We start from the raw sequence: 16,951 nt of genomic DNA on the forward strand, positions 1-16,951 counted from the left end.
GGCCGCCAATCCTACCGTACCGTGCGCAAGGTGCGCAGCCCCGCCGCCAGCAGCAGCAAGGCCAGCACGGCCAGCGCCAGCAACTGCCCCGTCGCCAGCGTCCCCTTCATCGCGCTACCGTCATACACGGGCAGTTTCGCCGCATCGCTTGGTGTGAACGGCCGCTCTTCGAACAGGTACGGATAGAAGAACTGCCGCAGCTGCGTGTGATACGCCCCGATCCGGTCGTGGTACGCCAGTTGCGAGGCCAGGTCGGTATCGGCCAGCCGGTGCAGCAGCACCTGCACGTTCACCGACGCCAGCAGCAGCCCGGCGCGCGCGGTCCAGTCTTCGCGCGCCATCATGCTGGCGCGGTACTGCGCCACGCTTGGCGCCACCGCGTCGTCGCCCGCCTGGTGCATCGCGTAATACCATTTCCAGTGGAAGCGCCCGGTGACCGGCGCCGTGTCCTTCCATTCGGGATGCGTGCGGAAGAATTTCTCGAACGTCTCCATCTTGGGCACGTCCCACGCCGAGTGCACGGCCTGGCGTTGCGCCAGCGCCAGCTCGACCCCCTTCGACACCGGCGACAGGCGCGCGATGCCGGCATCGGCCAGTGTCGGCAGGATCATCGTCAGTCCCACCAGGCTCGCCAGCAGGATCGCGGCGCTGCCGGCCGACGTGCGCGCACGCGCCGCCACCCAGGCCGCCAGACCGAACCAGAACGCCAGGTACAGCGTCGCGACCAGCGCAATCTGGCCGAAGCCCGTCACGCCGGCGCCGGCGATGAACGCGCCCACGGCCAGTGGCAGCAGCGCAGCGAGCCATAGCAATCCATAGCGCAGGCCGACGCGGCGGCGCCAGGTATCGGCCGCGCCTTTGGGCAGGGACGCCAGCAGGCGCAGGCGGCCGGCTTCGCGTTCGCTCGAGACGAGATCATGCATCAGCGCGATGACGAACAGCGGCGTCAGGTACACCAGCACGAACGCAAAATCGAAGCGCCCCGGCATGGCCAGCTCGGGATTGATCGACTCGGATTCATACAGCTGCGACTGCAACCCGAGAATCCGCACGCGCAGCGCCGACGGCTGCAGATCGCGCCCGCCGATGGCGGCAAACGCCAGTGGCGACGGCGGATTGACGGTCAGGTGCGGCAGGTAGTAGCCGACCGCGCCGGCTTCGGCGCTCCCGGTTTTGCTGACAGCGCGTAACTGCGTAGCCAGGATGGCCGCATGGTCATGTGCGTGGCTTGCGGCGATGCGCTCAAGCGTGGCGCGCTGCTGGTTCACGGCGTGCAGGCCGGTCCAGACCGACAGCGCGGACAGCAGCGCCAGCAGCACGACGGCGCCGACAGCCAGGCGCGAGTGCGCGATCTGGCGCAGTTCAAGAAAGTACGTTTTCATGCCGGATTCCTTTCCAGGCGTTTGGCGATCCAGCCGCCGATGGCGAATAACGCCAGCAGCCAGCTGCCCAGCAGGGCAAACGCGGGCCAGGCATGGCGCGCGGCGACCTCGGCGAACAGTGCGGGGGCGTAGCCGAAGCGCGGCGTGTCTTCCCAGTGGTGCTTGTCGATGCGCTCGTCGCCGGCGCCGGTGGGCGTGACGACGTTGACGTGCAGGCCGTTGAGCCGCTGGACGAAGGCGTAGCGGTAGCGTTCACCTTCGAGCAGGAAGCGCGCATGGCTGTCGAGGTTGGTGCCGGACAGCGCGGTCGACATGCGGCGCAGCGCGATCAGCGGACTGGCCACGCTGGCCGAATGGACGATCGCGCTTTCCGCAGTTTGACGTGCGTAATCGGCGCGCATGAATTCATCGAACAGGGCGCTCGTCATGCGCTCGCCCTCGGCCATCAACAGGCCGCTGTAGTTGACCGGCAGGTCTTCCACGCGCGTCACGCCGTAGTGTTGCAGCGTGCGCGCCCGGAACGCATTGAAGTACGGGTCGTCCGGATTGTGGCTGTCGCCGATCGCGGCCAGGCGCTCGTGGATCGCGACCTCGGTTTCAATGCGGCTCGGGCGACCCACGTCGCCAGCCGCGACATCGGGCATCACGCGCGGCAGCAGAATCGCCGTGACGATCCAGCCGGCCACCAGCGCCAGCAGCGCATCGCGCGCCCGGGGCAGCGACGCCGATACCAGCACGGCCGCCACGACCCACACCAGCAGGTACAGCGCATACCCGGCCAATAGCGCGATCGCCTCGGCCGCGACGGCCGGGTGCACGACGGCGATCGCCACCAGCGCGATGAAGGCCGGCGCACCCAGCAGCAGCGCTACACCGGCGTGGGCCGCGAGCTTGCCAAGCAACAGCGTCGCGCCGCGGACACCCTGCACGATCTGCAGCCGCAACTGACCACGCTCGCGTTCGCGCGCGACGCTGCCGAAGGCGAGGAACACGATCAGCAGCGGCGTGAGCACCTGCAGCACGAAGGCCGGGGTCAGCTGGCCAAAACGCAGCAGCACCGACGATTGGGCGGCGTCGCTGAAGTTGGCGCTGTTCTGGCGATGACCCTCCAAAAACAGCGTACTGCCAGTGAACGGATCGACACCGAAATCGAAGAAGGCGAGGGGGCTGAGTGGCCGGAACACATAGTGGCCGTAATGGACGACACGGTGCGGGTGGCGGTCCGGCTGGTTGGCCCACTGGGCGTCGACCGTGCTCTGGAAGCGCGCCCGTTCGGCGTTCACGGTGCCCACGCGCTCATGACTGACAACGATGGCCACGAGCGTGAGCGCCAGCATCAGGATGCCCGCGGCGACGGCCACCTGGTTGCGCAGCATCGCGCGCCACTCGCCCACGGCAACCGCGGGCAGTGCTTGAAATACGCTCATGCGGCCTCCGGTCTGGCGGCAGCGTTAGTGGCACCCGCGTAGCGCCGGTACAGGTCGCGCACGTCATAGCGTTCGGCGCCGCTGGCGGCCACTTCGTGGCTGATGTGGCCACGCTCCAGAAAGCCGATGCGGTCCGCCACTTCGGCGGCGCCCAGCAGATCGTGCGTGACCATGAAGATGGCGCTGCCCCGCGCGCGCAAGTCCTGCAGCAGCGTGTTGAATTCGCTGGTGGCTTGGGGATCCAGGCCCGTGGTCGGCTCGTCGAGCAGCAGCAGCGGCACCTGGCGCGCCACGGCGAGCGCAATCGCGACCTTCTGGCGCATGCCTTTCGAGTAGCCGCCCAGGCGACGCGTCCATGCGGCCGGGTCGAGCCGCACCGCGCGCAACGCATCGTCGATGGTGGCGTCGATGGGGTGACTGCCGGCCAGGCGCAGGAAGTAGTCGATGTTTTCGCGGGCGCTCAGGTGTTCGTAGAGGGCGACGTTTTCCGGCACGTAGGCAAGCTGGCCGCGCGCGGCGAGCGGGTCGGCGACGACGTCGATGCCGCACACGCGCACGCTGCCGGCTTGCGGTGCGAGAAAGCCGAGAAAGGCGTTGAGCGTCGTCGATTTGCCGGCGCCATTGCCGCCCAGCAGGGCATAGATTTCACCGCGCGCAACGCGCAGGTTCAGGTCGCGCAGCACGGTCGTGGCGCCATAGGCGACGGTCACGCCGGTCGCTTCCATGGCAGGAGTGGTCATGGTCATCGTGTTCTTTCAAGGTAAACAAGGTATGCCGGCGCACGCATGCAGCGTGCGCGCCGGATGCAGACGCGCACAGGTGCCGCGACCGCAAACGGGACGGAGATGACTCGCGCCGCTACGCCGTCAGGCCACGTTGGTAGCCGCGGCGGCGCACGAGCGGATCAGTGGACGGACTGGTGGCGTGGTGGCGCCTGGGGGGAAGGGATCAGGTACTGGCGCCGGTAGAACGGCGCAGGGCGCGGCAGGCGCGCGAGGAGGTAGACGACCGCCAGGAAGACGGCCAGCAATTGTGGCGACACGGCCGGCAGGTCGGCCGTGGCATGGGCTGCAACCTGGCAGCTGACGCAGTCGGACAACTGCTCGGCCAGGTCATGGTCGTGGTACGAGCTGCCGATGAGTTGCAGTGCCAGGATCAGCGCGCACACGCACAGGAGCAACCGGCGCAGGGCCGTGCTGGTGTGCGTAATGCGTAGCGTGTGCAACAGCGACATGCGATCCTGGCTGAACGGGTGACGGCGCAGTATAGCCCGGCCGTTACGGCGCGGGCAAGGCGCAATGCGGGCGTAATGCGGGGCGAAATGCGGCGGCTTACTCGAACGCCACCAGCAGCGTGGCCAGGCCGATGCAGACGACCGCGACCACGCCGATGCGCTGGCGCAGGCGGCGGCTGCTCGAGACGATGTCTTGCGCAATATGACGGCGCGGCTTCTTCGGATTGCTGCGGTCGACGGCGGTCGCCGTATGGATCGGCGTGCGGTGACGCTGGACTTGTTCGGTGTGCATTGATGGCTCCAGTTGCAGGCCCCGGCGGTGCACGGTCAGTACTGTGCTTCTGCTTGTGTTTGAGGCAATAAACAATCCTAGCATGCACGCATTGGGTTGTGGAAGGCCACGTTGTCAACCGTGCGCGCGTACGGACAGCCGGCTTGTCCGGCGTGCAGCGCCGTCCAAAAAGAGGCGCTGCGCAATCGTAGTGCGCTCCGCGCGCCATGCTGCGGTGCACCGCAGCAGCGGCCATTCTCACGCTCACTCTGCGCCGGCCACTGGCACGAAGCTTGCGTAATGAGTAATGCGCAACGGAGCGCACGAGGTGAATGCCAACGCTGGCCCCGCCTCCCCGGACAACGACGTCTACCAATGCATGAACACGTTCATGTGGGGTAGCCGTTTTTTTTTGCCTGATCACTTTTTGGGATTTGCAATGGAAAATCAACAGCGTCAAGCGCAGGGCAATTCGTCCACCGGTACGAACGTCGATGGGACGCGCAGGAACATCATCCAGGGTGCCTCGCTGGCAGCGGCCGGTGGCCTGCTGGGGCTGGCCGGGGGCGGGGCATGGGCGGCGGGGTCGGACAAGCCCGAAAAGACCGAGATCAAGATCGGCTTCATTCCACTGACCGATTGCGCATCGGTCGTGATGGCGTCGGTGCTGGGCTTTGACAAGAAATATGGCGTCAAGTTCGTGCTGAGCAAAGAGGCCTCGTGGGCCGGCGTGCGCGACAAGCTCGCCAACGGCGACCTGGACGCCGCCCACGTGCTGTACGGCCTGCTGTACGGCGTGCAGATGGGCATTGGCGGCCAGAAGAAGGACATGGCCGTGCTGATGGGCCTGAACAACAACGGTCAGGCCATCACGCTGTCGAAGCAACTGGCCACCAAGGGCGCGGTCGACGGCGCCTCGCTCGCCAAGCTGATGCGCACCGAAAAACGCGACTACACATTCGCGCAAACGTTCCCGACCGGCACCCACGCGATGTGGCTGTATTACTGGCTCGCCGCCAATGGCATCAATCCGATGAAGGATGCCAAGGTCATCACCGTGCCGCCGCCGCAGATGGTGGCCAATATGCGCATCGGGAACATGGACGGCTTCTGCGTGGGCGAACCGTGGGGCCACCGCGCCATCATGGACGGCATCGGCATCACCGCCACGACGACCCAGGACATCTGGCGCGACCACCCCGAGAAGGTGCTGGGCTCGACGCTGGAATTTGCCAAGGCCAATCCGAACACGTGCCGCGCGATGATGGCCGCCATTCTGGAGGCCGGCAAGTGGATCGATGCGTCGCTGGCCAACAAGAACAAGATGGCTGAAGTGATCGCCGCCAAGTCGTACGTCAACACCAGCAAGGATGCGATCGACCAGCGCATCATGGGCCGGTACCAGAACGGCATGGGCAAGACCTGGGACGACGCGAACCACATGAAGTTCTACAACGACGGCCTGGTCAACTTCCCGTACCTGTCCGATGGCATGTGGTTCATGACGCAGCATCGCCGCTGGGGCCTGCTCAAGAGCGATCCGGATTACCTGGCCGTGGCCACGGCGGTCAATCAGGTCCAGTTGTACAAGGACGCGGCCACGATGACGAAGACGCCGGTCCCGGCGGGCTTGCTGCGCACATCGAAGCTGATGGACGGCACCGTGTGGGATGGCAAGAACCCACAGGCGTACGCCGCGTCGTTCAAGGTCAAGGCTTGACCATCCACCCGTACTGCGAGGAGCCGTCATGAATGCCCTGTTGAAATCCGTTCCCAACGAGCCGGCGCCAGTGCCGGTGGCTGTCAGCGGCCCGGCGCGCGCCGCGCCCCCGCGCAAGCCGGCCGCCGCCGTCGCTGCGCGCCGCGCACAGCCGTTTGCCACGGCAGTCCGGCGCGTGGCGCCGCCGCTGACCGGCATCGCGCTCGTGCTGCTGATATGGCAAGTGATCGCCGCGCAGAACGAGGCGTTTCCGTCGCCGCTGGTCACGTGGCAGGCAGCGCTCGAACTGTTCGCCGATCCGTTCTACCGCAACAGCCCCAACGACCAGGGCATCGGCTGGAACGTGCTGGCGTCGCTGCAGCGCGTGGCCATCGGCTTCGGCCTGGCGGCGCTGATCGGGATTCCGCTGGGCTTCGTGATCGGGCGCGTGCAGTTTGTCAGCCGCATGTTCGGCCCGATCATCAGCCTGCTCAAGCCGGTCTCGCCGCTCGCTTGGCTGCCGATTGGCCTCCTGGTCTTCAAGTCGGCCGACCCGGCGGCGATCTGGTCGATCTTCATCTGCTCGATCTGGCCGATGATCATCAACACGGCCGTCGGTGTGCAGCGCGTGCCGCAGGACTACATGAACGTGGCGCGCGTGCTGAACCTGTCGGAATGGAAGATCCTCACCAAGATCCTGCTGCCATCGGCGCTGCCGTACATCCTGACCGGCGTGCGCCTGGCCATTGGCACCGCATGGCTCGTCATCGTGGCAGCCGAAATGCTGACCGGCGGCGTGGGCATCGGCTTCTGGGTATGGGACGAGTGGAACAACCTGAACGTGGCGCACATCATCATCGCCATTGCCATCATCGGCGTGGTCGGCCTGCTGCTCGAGCTGGCGCTGGTGTCGCTGGCACGCGCACTGACCCACGAACAAGTGGCTAACTGAAAGGGTTTCGATCATGGACGAACTGCAAAAGAAATTCATCGACATCACCGGTGTCGAGATGGCGTTTCACACCAAGAAGGGCGTGTTCCCGGCGCTGCAGGGGATCGACCTCACGGTCAGCAAGGGCGAATTCATCACGCTGATCGGCCACTCGGGCTGCGGCAAGTCGACGCTGCTGAACCTGATCGCTGGGCTGCTCAAGCCAACCGCAGGCCTGCTGATCTGCGCGGGCCGCGAGATCGGCGGCCCGTCACCGGAGCGCGCGGTCGTGTTCCAGAATCACTCGCTGCTGCCATGGCTGACGTGCTACGAGAACATCCATCTGGGTGTCGAGCGGGTGTTTGGCTCACTTGAAACCCGGGCGCAGTTGCGCGAGCGGACGATGGATGCGCTGGCGTTGGTGGGCCTGACGAGCGCCGAAACCAAGCGGCCGCATGAAATCTCGGGCGGCATGAAGCAGCGCGTCGGCATCGCACGGGCGCTGGCGATGCAGCCGAAGGTCTTGCTGATGGATGAGCCGTTTGGCGCGCTCGACGCGCTCACGCGCGCGCACTTGCAGGACGAGCTGCTCAAGATCGTGGCGGCGACGAAATCCACCGTGGTGATGGTGACGCACGATGTGGACGAGGCAGTGCTGTTGTCCGACCGGATCGTCATGCTGACCAACGGGCCGGCAGCCACGATCGGCGAGATCGTCGCCGTGGAACTCGAGCGGCCCCGTGACCGGGTGGCGTTGGCGCAGGATGCGCGCTATACCGAGCATCGGCGGCAGGTGCTGGAGTTCTTGTACCGAAAGCAAGCGCATCCGGCCGTAGCGGCTTGACACGCGGTAGGGTGGACGGCAGAGCCGTCCACCCTACGGTTCTTCACTGAGCGGCGATGTCTGCTTAAACGGCTTTTTTCTTCTGCACCTGACGCTGCTGCTGCTTGCGCTGCGTCTGGTTGCGGTTCTGCTTGCCTTCGTGGAGCGCGGTGGCGTCCAGCTTGGCTTGCTCGGCGGTGCGTAGTTCTTCCTTGTCGTCATGTGCGACAAAGTAATCGTTGGCTTGCGCGTCGACCACCAGCTTGATCGCCGCTTCGTCGGTGAGGTCATACATCTCCGTGAGGAGCGTGGTCACCTCGTCGAGAAAATCTTCATAAGTCATGGTGGGATCATCCTAATATGAGCGGAACACAAAAAAGCCAACCCGAAGGTTGGCTTTTCTGCTGAATCTTTGGTAGGCCGTGCGGGATTCGAACCTGCGACCAACGGATTAAAAGTCCGCTGCTCTACCAGCTGAGCTAACGACCCGAAGAAGCAAGATTATAGGGGGCGATACGGGCGCTGTCAAATGCCGCGCCCGGCGTATCGCATCTCCGTGTCGTTACTTCAGCGACGCCAGGCGATCGCGCGCGGTCTGCGCGGCGCTCGAATCCGGGTACTTAGACACCAGCGTCTGGAGCGACTTCTTCGCGTTCTTGTTGTCCTTGAGCAGGGCGTAGCTGCTGGCGATATTGAGCATCGCGTCCGGGACCTTCTGGCTGGTGCCGTAGGTGGTGGTGACGACCTGCTGCGCCGCGATGGCCTTCTTGTAGTCGCCCAGTGCGTAGAAGGTGTTGCCGAGCCAGTACTGCGCGTTCGATGCGTACGGCGACTGCGGGAACTGCCGCACGAATTCCTGCAGCGCGACCGAGGCGCCCTTGTAGTCGCCCGACTGGAACATCGCGGTGGCGGCTTCGTACGCGGTCTTTTCGGTGGGCAGCACTTCGGCGGCCTGGCCGTCGATCACTTCGGCGCGTGGCTCGACCTTTTTCAGGCGCGCGTCGAGGTCGGCGTAAAGCTGCTTCTGGCTGTTCTGCGCCTTGGCGACTTCATTGGCCAGCACTTCGATCTGGCCGCGCAGGCGGGCGATTTCCTGCATCGTCTGCTCGTGCTGGTTGAGCATTTCGATCTGCACCGTCTTGTCCGATTTGCTGTCGATGCGTGCGGTCAGGTCGCGCGTGATGTTGTCGACCTTGGTGCGCAGGTCCAGGATGGCCTTGCGCGCTTCTTCGTCGTCGAACGGGCCGGCGACGGCGTGCAGCGGCATCGACAGGGCCAGCACGAGGCATGCGAGGCGGGACTTGGACAGTTTGAGCATAAGCGTTGTGTTCTTTCTACTAAGCCGGTGACTTCGGCGGTTGCTGAGATAAAACAAGGGGCGGGTAGCAGTCTGCACTGCGTCCCGCCCCCTGTCAATCGAACCTGTTCGGCTTGTTCAGCCGAATCGATTATTGATAGACGATGTCTGCGCGGCGGTTTTCAGCCCACGATTCTTCGTTGCTGCCGGTGGCTTTTGGCTTTTCTTCGCCCAGCGACACGGCTTCGATCTGGCCTTCCGACACGCCCAGCGACGCCATCGAACGACGGACGGCTTCAGCACGCTTCTGGCCCAGGGCCAGGTTGTACTCGGTGCCGCCGCGTTCATCGGTATTGCCCTGGATCAGGACTTTACGCGACGTGTTCTTGGTCAGGAACGCCGAGTGGTTCTGGACCACTGGCTGGCCATCAGCGCGCACGACGAAGCTGTCGTAGTCGAAGTAGATGCTGCGCTTGGCCAGAACGCCTTGTGGGTCGTTCAGCGGATCGACGCTGCCGGTCTGGACCGGGTTGATGTCGCGTGGATCAGCAACTGGCGCTGCCGGGGTTGGCGATTTCTCGACGACCGGGGTTTCGTTCAGCTTGGTTGGCGACGAGCAAGCGGCCAGCAGGGCTGCGGTGGAAACGATGAAAGCTACACTCTTGAAGTTGCGCATGGATTTTCTCCTGTTATGTTGAGGTTTTACTTCTTACTTCATGAAGGGACCCCAGCTGGGCTCCCGAATGTTTCCCGCTTTGGTCGTCAAGCGTTGCTTGACTCGTCCATCCACAGACACCACGGCCAGCGAGGTGCGACCGCCACCCTTGGTTGCATACATGATGTACTTGCCGTTAGGCGAAAAACTCGGTTCGGTGGCCCCATCGGCCAAGCGCAGTTCCTGGCCGCTGGCCAGGTCCATCGCATATAAGGAGTAAGCGCCGCCGCGCTGCGAAATCCAGGCCAGCGTCTTGCCGTCGGACGACACACGCGGGCTGATGTTGTAGCTGCCATTGAACGTCACACGGGTGGCGTTGCCGCCGGCTGCGCTCATCTTGTAGATTTGCGGGCCACCGCTGCGGTCGCTCGTGAAATAAATGGTCCGGCCGTCGGCCGAGAACTGCGGCTCGGTGTCGATCGCCGGGTTGTTGGTCAGGCGCTTGTGGCCGGTACCGCCCGAATTGACCGAGTAGATCTCGGTATTGCCGTCCTTCGACAGGGCCACGGCCAGCGTCGAGCCGTCCGGCGACCACGATGGCGCCGAGTTGTTGCCCTTCTGGTTCGAGATCACGTTGCGGCGACCCGTCATCAGGTCTTGCAGATACACGACCGGCTTGCGGTCTTCCATCGAGACGTAGGCGACTTTCGAGCCGTCCGGCGACCAGGATGGCGAAATGATCGGTTCCTTGCCCTGGGTGGCGATGACTTCGTTCTCGCCATCGGCATCCGAGACGGCCAGGATATAGCGCTTGGCGCCGCTGTCGGCCTTCACGTAGGCAATGCGGGTCGAGAAGATGCCGCGCACGCCGGTCAGCTTTTCATAGACGTCATCGGCAATGCGGTGCGCCTGCAGGCGCGTGTAGCGGGGCTGCACTTCGCCGCCCATCTGCGAGATTTCGCCGCCTTTGACGGTGTCCATCAGCTTGTAGCGGATGGCAAAACGGCCATCTGGCTGCTTCGATACGCTGCCGACCACGAGCGCGTCGGCGCCGCTGGCCTTGAAGGCAGCCAGGTTGATGCTGCCGGCGTCACGGTCGCTGATGACCTGGCCAGCGTCGATGACCTTGAACACGCCACTGCGCTCGAGGTCGGCGCGGATGACGGCCGAGACCTTATCGGGTGCGACGGATTCGTCAGCGAAGGCCGCAATGGCGACCGGAATCTGGTTGCTGCCGACACCGGCAATTTCGATTTGCAGCTGCGCATTGGCTGCCGATCCCATGGCGAGGGAAGCGCTAAACAGCAGGAAATGGATTTTTTTCATAGTTTCTCTTGTAAAACTGGTTCGAACCGAATCAATCGTAATCGCGCATCGAGAAATTCACGTCAAGCGTACGCTCTACCGTCCCGTCCTTCTTTTTGGGCAGTGGCGATGCTTTCTTGATACCATTTTCCACTGCCCTGTCAAATTCTGGCACACCGCTGCTTTTCACCAACCTGACCGACATGATTTCACCGGTCGGCAACTGGTCGACGCGGAACGTGGCGCGTGGATTTCCCGACACATCGGTGTTGCCCGGATAGGCCGTGCTGCTCTTGATCGCCGCCGTGATCGCGGCGATATAACCGCCGTCCGATTTCGGGCCCGTCGACTTGGCGGCGCTGCCGCCGCTGCCCATGGCGCCGGCCATGCGCTTGAGTTCGTCGGCACGCAGCTTCGCGAGCTTGGCGTCTTCGGCAGCGGCCGCTTTGGCTTTGGCGGCGTCCGCCTTCTTCTTCTCGGCCGCCGCCGCGACCTGTTCGGCTTTCTTTTTCTCGTCCGCTTCTTTTTTCTTTTCAGCCGCGGCCAGCGCTGCCGCTTTCTTGTCGGCTTCCTTTTCAGCTTCTTTCTTCTTCTCGTCCGCTTCCTTCTTCGCCAGCAGCTCTTTTTCTTTCTCTTTCTGCTTGCGTTCTGCCTCGTCCTTCTTCTTTTGCTCGGCGAGCTTTTCGTCACGCTCGCGTTTTTCCGCGTCGCGCTTCTCGGCCAGCGCCTTCTTCTTGGCTTCCTCGGCCTTGCGTTCCTTTTCGCGCTGCAGCGCGATATCCGGTGCCGGCTTTGGCGCTGGCTCTTCGACCACCGGTGGCGGTGGCGGTGGCGGTGTGCGCACGGGTTCCGGCGTCGGCTCGGGCGCTGGCTCCGGTTCAGGGGTTGGCTCAGGCTCCGGGGTAGGCTCGGGCGGCAGCTCGGGCGCGGCGGCCGTCTGTACCGACATGTCCCATACTTCGGCCTCGACGGTGATCGGCGTCTTGGCCGTCCAGCTCACGCCGATCCACAGAAACGCCAGCAACGCGGCGTGCACGGCCACTGCCAGCAGGAACGATGGCAGGCGGCTCGGTTCTGGCGGCACGTGGTACGGCACGCCGGCGTTGTCTGGCTTTATTTCGGGCATATTCTAGGCATCAATGCATCGACATCACTGGGTGGCCAGGCCAACCCGGTTGATACCCATCTTCTTGGCTTCCGAGATCAGTTGGATGACGTCGTCGTACTTGCTCTCGCGGTCGCCCGCGATCAGCACCGGATAATCGGGATGTTCTTCATGCAGCGCGCGCAGGCGCTGCAGCAGGGCAGAGCGGTCGGCCACGTCTTCCTGGGCCACGCGGCCCTTGCCCTGCACGCCGATCGACAGGCGATTTTCGGGTTCGATCGAAATCTGGATATAGGTGTCCGGCGGCAGCGCCGATTTCTCGGCGCGCGGCAGGTTGACCACGCTCGGCGCCTGATTGGCTGGCACTGCCATGAAAATAATGAGCAGCACCAGCATCACGTCGATGTACGGCACGACGTTGATCTCGGATTTGAACTTGCGGCGACGTCCGCCGCGCATGCTGCTGGAAAAGGCCATGGTCAGGCTCCCTGGATCAGCGCGACTGGCGCTGGAGAATGTTCGAGAATTCTTCGACGAAGCTCTCGAAGCGGTTGGCCAGGCGGTCGATATCGTGCGTGAAGCGGTTGTATGCCACCACGGCCGGGATCGCGGCAAACAGGCCGATCGCGGTCGCGATCAGTGCTTCGGCAATGCCGGGTGCGACGATGGCCAGCGTGGCCTGCTCGACGCTGGCCAGACCGCGGAACGCGTTCATGATGCCCCAGACGGTACCGAGCAGGCCGATGTACGGCGAGACCGAGCCGACCGACGCCAGGAAGTTCAGGTGCGATTCCAGTGCATCGAGTTCGCGCTGGAACGAGGCGCGCATGGCGCGACGGGCGCCGTCGAGCACCGAGTTCATGTCGAGCGTTTCGCGCGACGCTTGCTTGCCCTTGATGAATTCGCCCATGCCGGATTCGAAGATGCGGGCCAGGGCGCCGCTCTGGTCACGCTGGCTGCTGGCGCTCTGGTGCAGCGTGTGCAGATTGCCGCCGGCCCAGAAGCTGCGCTCGAACTGCTCGGTCTGCGCACGTGCGGCGCGGATCGCGAATACCTTGCGGAAGATGTACGTCCAGCTCACGATCGACAGCAGCAACAGCAAGGCCATAATCAATTGCACCAGCACGTGGGCATTGCCGATCAGGGCGACGAATGAAAGGTCTGGGGTGACGGTCATGGGCTATTTATTTAGGTATGTATTCAGGCGGCACGCATTTTAGCAGCCACGTGGTCAGGCAAGGGGCGCGGGCGCATTGTTGCAATATCGACACAACACACGGTCACGCTCGCCGTATTGAGCAGGGTTTCACCGCACCAGGCCTGCTGCAGAAACTGGACCGATGCGCGGCCCAGCCTGGCAACACTGGTTTGTATCGTCAACTGGTCGTCGAGGCGCGCCGCAGCGTGATAGTCGAGGGTCACGTTCTTGACGACGAAGGCAGTGTTGTCCGCGTCGAGCAGGGATTGTTGCTGCACGCCGAGTGACCGAAGCCATTCGGTGCGGGCGCGTTCAAAGAATTTCAGATAGTTGGCATAGAAAACAATGCCGCCAGCGTCGGTATCTTCGTAATACACCCTGACTGGCCAGTTAAATACTGAAGACATTGTTACTGCCGATACATGAACATGAGAAACATTCTACGCGAGTTTCCTTCTCGATATCACCGTTTCCGGCCGTCGAGCGTGGAAATTACTTACGTACCCCTCGCACAAAATCGTGCTTTTGAGCGGTAGTAGACTTGAAACTTGGCAAAAAGACCAATCACTGTAACATTTTCTCACAAATGGCGGGCACGCTATCGGTTGCCATTCAGCGTGCCAGCCTAACCGCCCGCGCGGTCACTCGCCGGGTCAGGCGCGCTTGATGGTGAATGGCGAAAAGCCCTGGCAGGTCGGCATCAGTTCGATGCTGTTGACGTTGACGTGCGGTGGCAGCGTCGCAATCCAGTACGCGGTGTCGGCAATATCCTTTGCGCTCAGCGGCGTCGTGCCTTCGTACACTTTGGCTGCGGCCGAATCGTCGCCCTTGAAGCGTACGTTGGAAAATTCCGTACCGCCGGACAGACCCGGCGCCAGATTGGTGGCACGCACGCCGGTGCCGACGAGATCGGCGCGCAGATTGAGCGTGAACTGTTCCACGAAGGCCTTGGTGGCGCCGTACACATTGCCGCCCGGGTAAGGGTAGTGGCCGGCAGTCGAGCCGATATTGATGACCAGTCCGCTGCCGCGCGCGACCATGTCGGGCAGCACGAGCCGGGTCATCGTCACCAGGCCTTTGCAATTGGTGGCGATCATGGTTTCCCAGTCTTCCAGCGGCACTTCGTGCGCTGGCACCGTATTCAGGGCCAGCCCGGCATTGTTGATCAGCACATCGATCCCCTTCCAGTCGGCCGGCAAGCCGGCCAGCGCTGCCTCGATCGACGCGCGGCTGGTGACGTCGAGCGTTACCGGCAGGGCGGCGTCGCCCAGTTCGCCTGCCAGATCGGCGATGCGGTCGGTGCGGCGGGCTGCCAGAATCACGCGGTGGCCGTGCGAGACGAAGGTGCGCGCCATTTCGGCGCCGAAGCCGGCCGATGCGCCGGTGATGAGGACGATCATGATGAATCCTTGAAAAGGGCAGTGAGGGAGCAGTGCGCAGGCAGATGCAGGGTTGCAAAATTGTAGCCGAAATGATCAGGACGCCGTGGCGGGCGGGCGATTACGCCCCGGCGGGTCACCAGGACGGCGCTTTCCTTGCCCTTCAATGGGGAGTTCAGTACAATTTGCGGACTTTACGTCTCACGTAACTGGCGAAACACCGCACAAGCGCCACCGATTGGTGCGCGGCGCGGCAAAGGTGGGTACCCACCGGGGAACGTGAGACGCCATACGCCGTTCGCCTGGGCAGCCATCAACCGGTACGCGTTCGATCGCGGCTGCCCGCGCCCTTTGGCTCCCGCACCCGCACACAGCGCCGCTCGTTGCCTGGATTACTATCGATTGGAGTTTTACATGTTTGCTAAAGACCATACGCTGGCCAATGTCGATCCGGATCTGTGGAATGCCATTCAGAAGGAAAACGTCCGTCAGCAAGACCACATCGAGCTGATCGCGTCCGAAAACTACACCTCGCCAGCCGTCATGGAAGCGCAGGGCTCGCAACTGACCAACAAGTACGCCGAAGGCTATCCGGGCAAGCGCTACTACGGCGGCTGCGAATACGTCGACATCGTCGAGCAGCTGGCAATCGACCGCCTGAAGCAACTGTTTGGCGCGGAAGCCGCCAACGTGCAGCCGAACTCGGGTTCGCAGGCGAACCAGGGCGTGTTCTTCGCTGTGTTGAAACCAGGCGACACGATCATGGGCATGTCGCTGGCCGAAGGCGGCCACCTGACCCACGGCATGCCGCTGAACATGTCGGGCAAGTGGTTCAACGTCGTCTCGTACGGCCTGACCGCTGAAGAAGACATCGACTACGAGGCGCTCGAGCGCCAGGCGCACGAGCACAAGCCGAAGATGATCATCGCCGGCGCATCGGCGTTCTCGCTGAAGATCGACTTCGAGCGCATCGCCAAGGTCGCCAAGGCCGTCGGCGCCTACTTCATGGTCGACATGGCCCACTACGCCGGCCTGATCGCTGCAGGCGAGTACCCGAACCCGGTGCCGTTCGCCGACTTCGTCACCTCGACCACGCACAAGTCGCTGCGCGGCCCGCGCGGCGGCATCATCCTGATGAAGGCCGAGCACGAGAAGATCATCAATTCGGCCATCTTCCCTGGTATTCAGGGCGGCCCGCTGATGCACGTGATCGCCGGCAAGGCCGTCGCGTTCAAGGAGGCGCTGACGCCTGAGTTCAAGACCTACCAGCAGCAGGTCGTCAAGAACGCCAAGGCACTGGCCGACACGCTGACCGCGCGTGGCCTGCGCATCGTGTCGGGTCGCACCGAATCGCACGTGATGCTGGTCGACCTGCGCGCCAAGAACCTGACGGGCAAGGAAGCCGAAGCCATCCTGGGCCAGGCGCACATGACCTGCAACAAGAACGGCATCCCGAACGACCCGCAAAAGCCGTTCGTCACGTCGGGTATTCGCCTGGGCAGCCCGGCCTTCACGACGCGTGGCTTTGTCGAAGAAGACGCTGTCACCGTGGGCAACCTGATCGCCGACGTGCTGGACAACCCGCACGACGCTGCGACCATCGAGCGTGTCAAGGGCGAAGTCAAGAAACTGACCAGCAAGTATCCGGTCTACGCTGCCTGATTTGCCTTCCGGGCCGGTTCGCCGGCCCGGAAGTACCCCATGTAGTATTGCAGCCCCGGCGCCATGAAATGTCCCTTTTGCCAGCATGAAGATACACAAGTCCTCGATACCCGCGTATCGGAGGAGGGGGACGCCATCCGGCGCCGGCGCCGCTGCGGCAAGTGCGACAAGCGCTTTACCACCTATGAGCGCATCGAACTGTCGATGCCGATCATCGTCAAGAAGAACGGCAGCCGCACCGAGTTTGCCTCCTCGAAGCTGCGCGGCAGCCTGATGCTGGCGCTGCGCAAGCGGCCGGTGGCAGCCGAAGCGATCGACAAGGCCGTTGCCTCCATCGAAGAAAAGCTGCTCACCAGCGGTCTGCGCGAAGTCGATACCGGCCATGTGGGCGAGCTCGTGATGCAAGAGCTGAAGGGCCTCGACAAGATCGCGTATATCCGCTTCGCATCGGTCTACAAGAATTTCGAAGACCTGGATTCTTTCCAGGCAGCGCTGGCCGAAGTCGGGCACCAGCGCAAGCTCGACAACTAATCCCTTTTCAAGGTTCCCCGATTGGCGCGGCGTACGCTTGCGCCGACGCACG

General features: G+C 63.5%; 19 protein-coding genes and 1 tRNA gene. 5 read left to right on the forward strand and 15 right to left on the reverse strand.

What is annotated here, in order from left to right; translation table 11 throughout:
- Positions 1–11: 11 nt before the first annotated feature.
- From IFU00_16555 to IFU00_16575, 5 genes are all read right to left on the reverse strand, one after another.
- The gene (locus IFU00_16555) at positions 12–1,382 is read right to left on the reverse strand and encodes a DUF3526 domain-containing protein (GenBank protein MBD8543897.1); all 1,371 of its coding nucleotides are present in this window, start codon (positions 1,380–1,382) and stop codon (positions 12–14) included.
- Complete coding sequence (locus tag IFU00_16560) at positions 1,379–2,809, reverse strand: DUF3526 domain-containing protein (GenBank protein MBD8543898.1); 1,431 nt, start codon at positions 2,807–2,809, stop codon at positions 1,379–1,381. The genes IFU00_16555 and IFU00_16560 overlap by 4 nt, the downstream gene beginning before the upstream one ends.
- Positions 2,806–3,555, reverse strand: a complete 750-nt coding sequence (locus IFU00_16565; protein MBD8543899.1) for an ABC transporter ATP-binding protein — start codon at positions 3,553–3,555, stop codon at positions 2,806–2,808. The genes IFU00_16560 and IFU00_16565 overlap by 4 nt, the downstream gene beginning before the upstream one ends.
- A 158-nt stretch (positions 3,556–3,713) precedes the next feature.
- Positions 3,714–4,043 carry a hypothetical protein gene (locus IFU00_16570; protein MBD8543900.1) on the reverse strand — a complete coding sequence of 110 codons (330 nt, stop codon included), beginning with the start codon at positions 4,041–4,043 and terminating at the stop codon, positions 3,714–3,716.
- Between the two features lie 97 nt (positions 4,044–4,140).
- Entirely contained in the window at positions 4,141–4,335 is a 195-nt protein-coding gene (locus IFU00_16575; GenBank protein MBD8543901.1) for a hypothetical protein, read from the reverse strand.
- A gap of 526 nt (positions 4,336–4,861) precedes the next feature.
- Here IFU00_16575 and IFU00_16580 point away from each other — a divergent pair.
- From IFU00_16580 to IFU00_16590, 3 genes are read left to right on the forward strand one after another with little or no spacing between them, the layout of a single operon-like run.
- Positions 4,862–6,034, forward strand: coding sequence for an ABC transporter substrate-binding protein (locus IFU00_16580; protein ID MBD8543902.1), 1,173 nt, complete (start codon positions 4,862–4,864; stop codon positions 6,032–6,034).
- Between the two features lie 28 nt (positions 6,035–6,062).
- A complete protein-coding gene (gene ntrB / locus IFU00_16585) occupies positions 6,063–6,965 on the forward strand; it encodes a nitrate ABC transporter permease (protein ID MBD8543903.1) in 903 nt (300 codons plus the stop codon).
- 13 nt (positions 6,966–6,978) lie between these two features.
- The gene (locus IFU00_16590; protein MBD8543904.1) at positions 6,979–7,788 is read left to right on the forward strand and encodes an ABC transporter ATP-binding protein; all 810 of its coding nucleotides are present in this window, start codon (positions 6,979–6,981) and stop codon (positions 7,786–7,788) included.
- 64 nt (positions 7,789–7,852) lie between these two features.
- On the opposite strand, the gene IFU00_16595 is transcribed toward IFU00_16590, so the two are convergent.
- The 10 genes from IFU00_16595 to IFU00_16640 all read right to left on the reverse strand — a co-directional run bounded on the left by IFU00_16595 (position 7,853) and on the right by IFU00_16640 (position 14,727).
- Entirely contained in the window at positions 7,853–8,110 is a 258-nt protein-coding gene (locus tag IFU00_16595; GenBank protein ID MBD8543905.1) for a hypothetical protein, read from the reverse strand.
- A gap of 70 nt (positions 8,111–8,180) precedes the next feature.
- Positions 8,181–8,256 (reverse strand) — tRNA-Lys (locus tag IFU00_16600).
- A 73-nt stretch (positions 8,257–8,329) separates the two neighbouring features.
- Complete coding sequence (gene ybgF / locus IFU00_16605; protein MBD8543906.1) at positions 8,330–9,085, reverse strand: tol-pal system protein YbgF; 756 nt, start codon at positions 9,083–9,085, stop codon at positions 8,330–8,332.
- A 130-nt stretch (positions 9,086–9,215) separates the two neighbouring features.
- Positions 9,216–9,740, reverse strand: a complete 525-nt coding sequence (gene pal, locus IFU00_16610) for a peptidoglycan-associated lipoprotein Pal (protein MBD8543907.1) — start codon at positions 9,738–9,740, stop codon at positions 9,216–9,218.
- Between the two features lie 33 nt (positions 9,741–9,773).
- Entirely contained in the window at positions 9,774–11,045 is a 1,272-nt protein-coding gene (gene tolB, locus IFU00_16615) for a Tol-Pal system protein TolB (protein MBD8543908.1), read from the reverse strand.
- A 31-nt stretch (positions 11,046–11,076) separates the two neighbouring features.
- Positions 11,077–12,150, reverse strand: coding sequence for a cell envelope integrity protein TolA (gene tolA / locus IFU00_16620; protein MBD8543909.1), 1,074 nt, complete (start codon positions 12,148–12,150; stop codon positions 11,077–11,079).
- Positions 12,151–12,174: 24 nt separating this feature from the next.
- Positions 12,175–12,606: a biopolymer transporter ExbD gene (locus IFU00_16625; protein MBD8543910.1), complete on the reverse strand. Its 432-nt coding sequence runs from the start codon at positions 12,604–12,606 to the stop codon at positions 12,175–12,177.
- A gap of 16 nt (positions 12,607–12,622) precedes the next feature.
- On the reverse strand, positions 12,623–13,306 hold the full coding sequence (gene tolQ / locus IFU00_16630; GenBank protein ID MBD8543911.1) for a protein TolQ: 684 nt from the start codon (positions 13,304–13,306) through the stop codon (positions 12,623–12,625).
- A 23-nt stretch (positions 13,307–13,329) separates the two neighbouring features.
- Positions 13,330–13,734 carry a tol-pal system-associated acyl-CoA thioesterase gene (gene ybgC / locus IFU00_16635; GenBank protein MBD8543912.1) on the reverse strand — a complete coding sequence of 135 codons (405 nt, stop codon included), beginning with the start codon at positions 13,732–13,734 and terminating at the stop codon, positions 13,330–13,332.
- A 246-nt stretch (positions 13,735–13,980) separates the two neighbouring features.
- Positions 13,981–14,727 (reverse strand): SDR family oxidoreductase, encoded by a 747-nt coding sequence (locus tag IFU00_16640; GenBank protein ID MBD8543913.1) that lies wholly within the window; start codon positions 14,725–14,727, stop codon positions 13,981–13,983.
- Between the two features lie 393 nt (positions 14,728–15,120).
- Between IFU00_16640 and IFU00_16645 the strand changes: the two genes are divergently transcribed.
- Both IFU00_16645 and nrdR read left to right on the forward strand, forming a co-directional pair.
- Complete coding sequence (locus IFU00_16645) at positions 15,121–16,368, forward strand: serine hydroxymethyltransferase (GenBank protein MBD8543914.1); 1,248 nt, start codon at positions 15,121–15,123, stop codon at positions 16,366–16,368.
- 63 nt (positions 16,369–16,431) lie between these two features.
- On the forward strand, positions 16,432–16,899 hold the full coding sequence (nrdR, locus tag IFU00_16650; protein MBD8543915.1) for a transcriptional repressor NrdR: 468 nt from the start codon (positions 16,432–16,434) through the stop codon (positions 16,897–16,899).
- Positions 16,900–16,951: the final 52 nt, after the last annotated feature.

Source organism: Oxalobacteraceae sp. CFBP 8761, assembly GCA_014841595.1.
Lineage (GTDB): Bacteria > Pseudomonadota > Gammaproteobacteria > Burkholderiales > Burkholderiaceae_D > Telluria.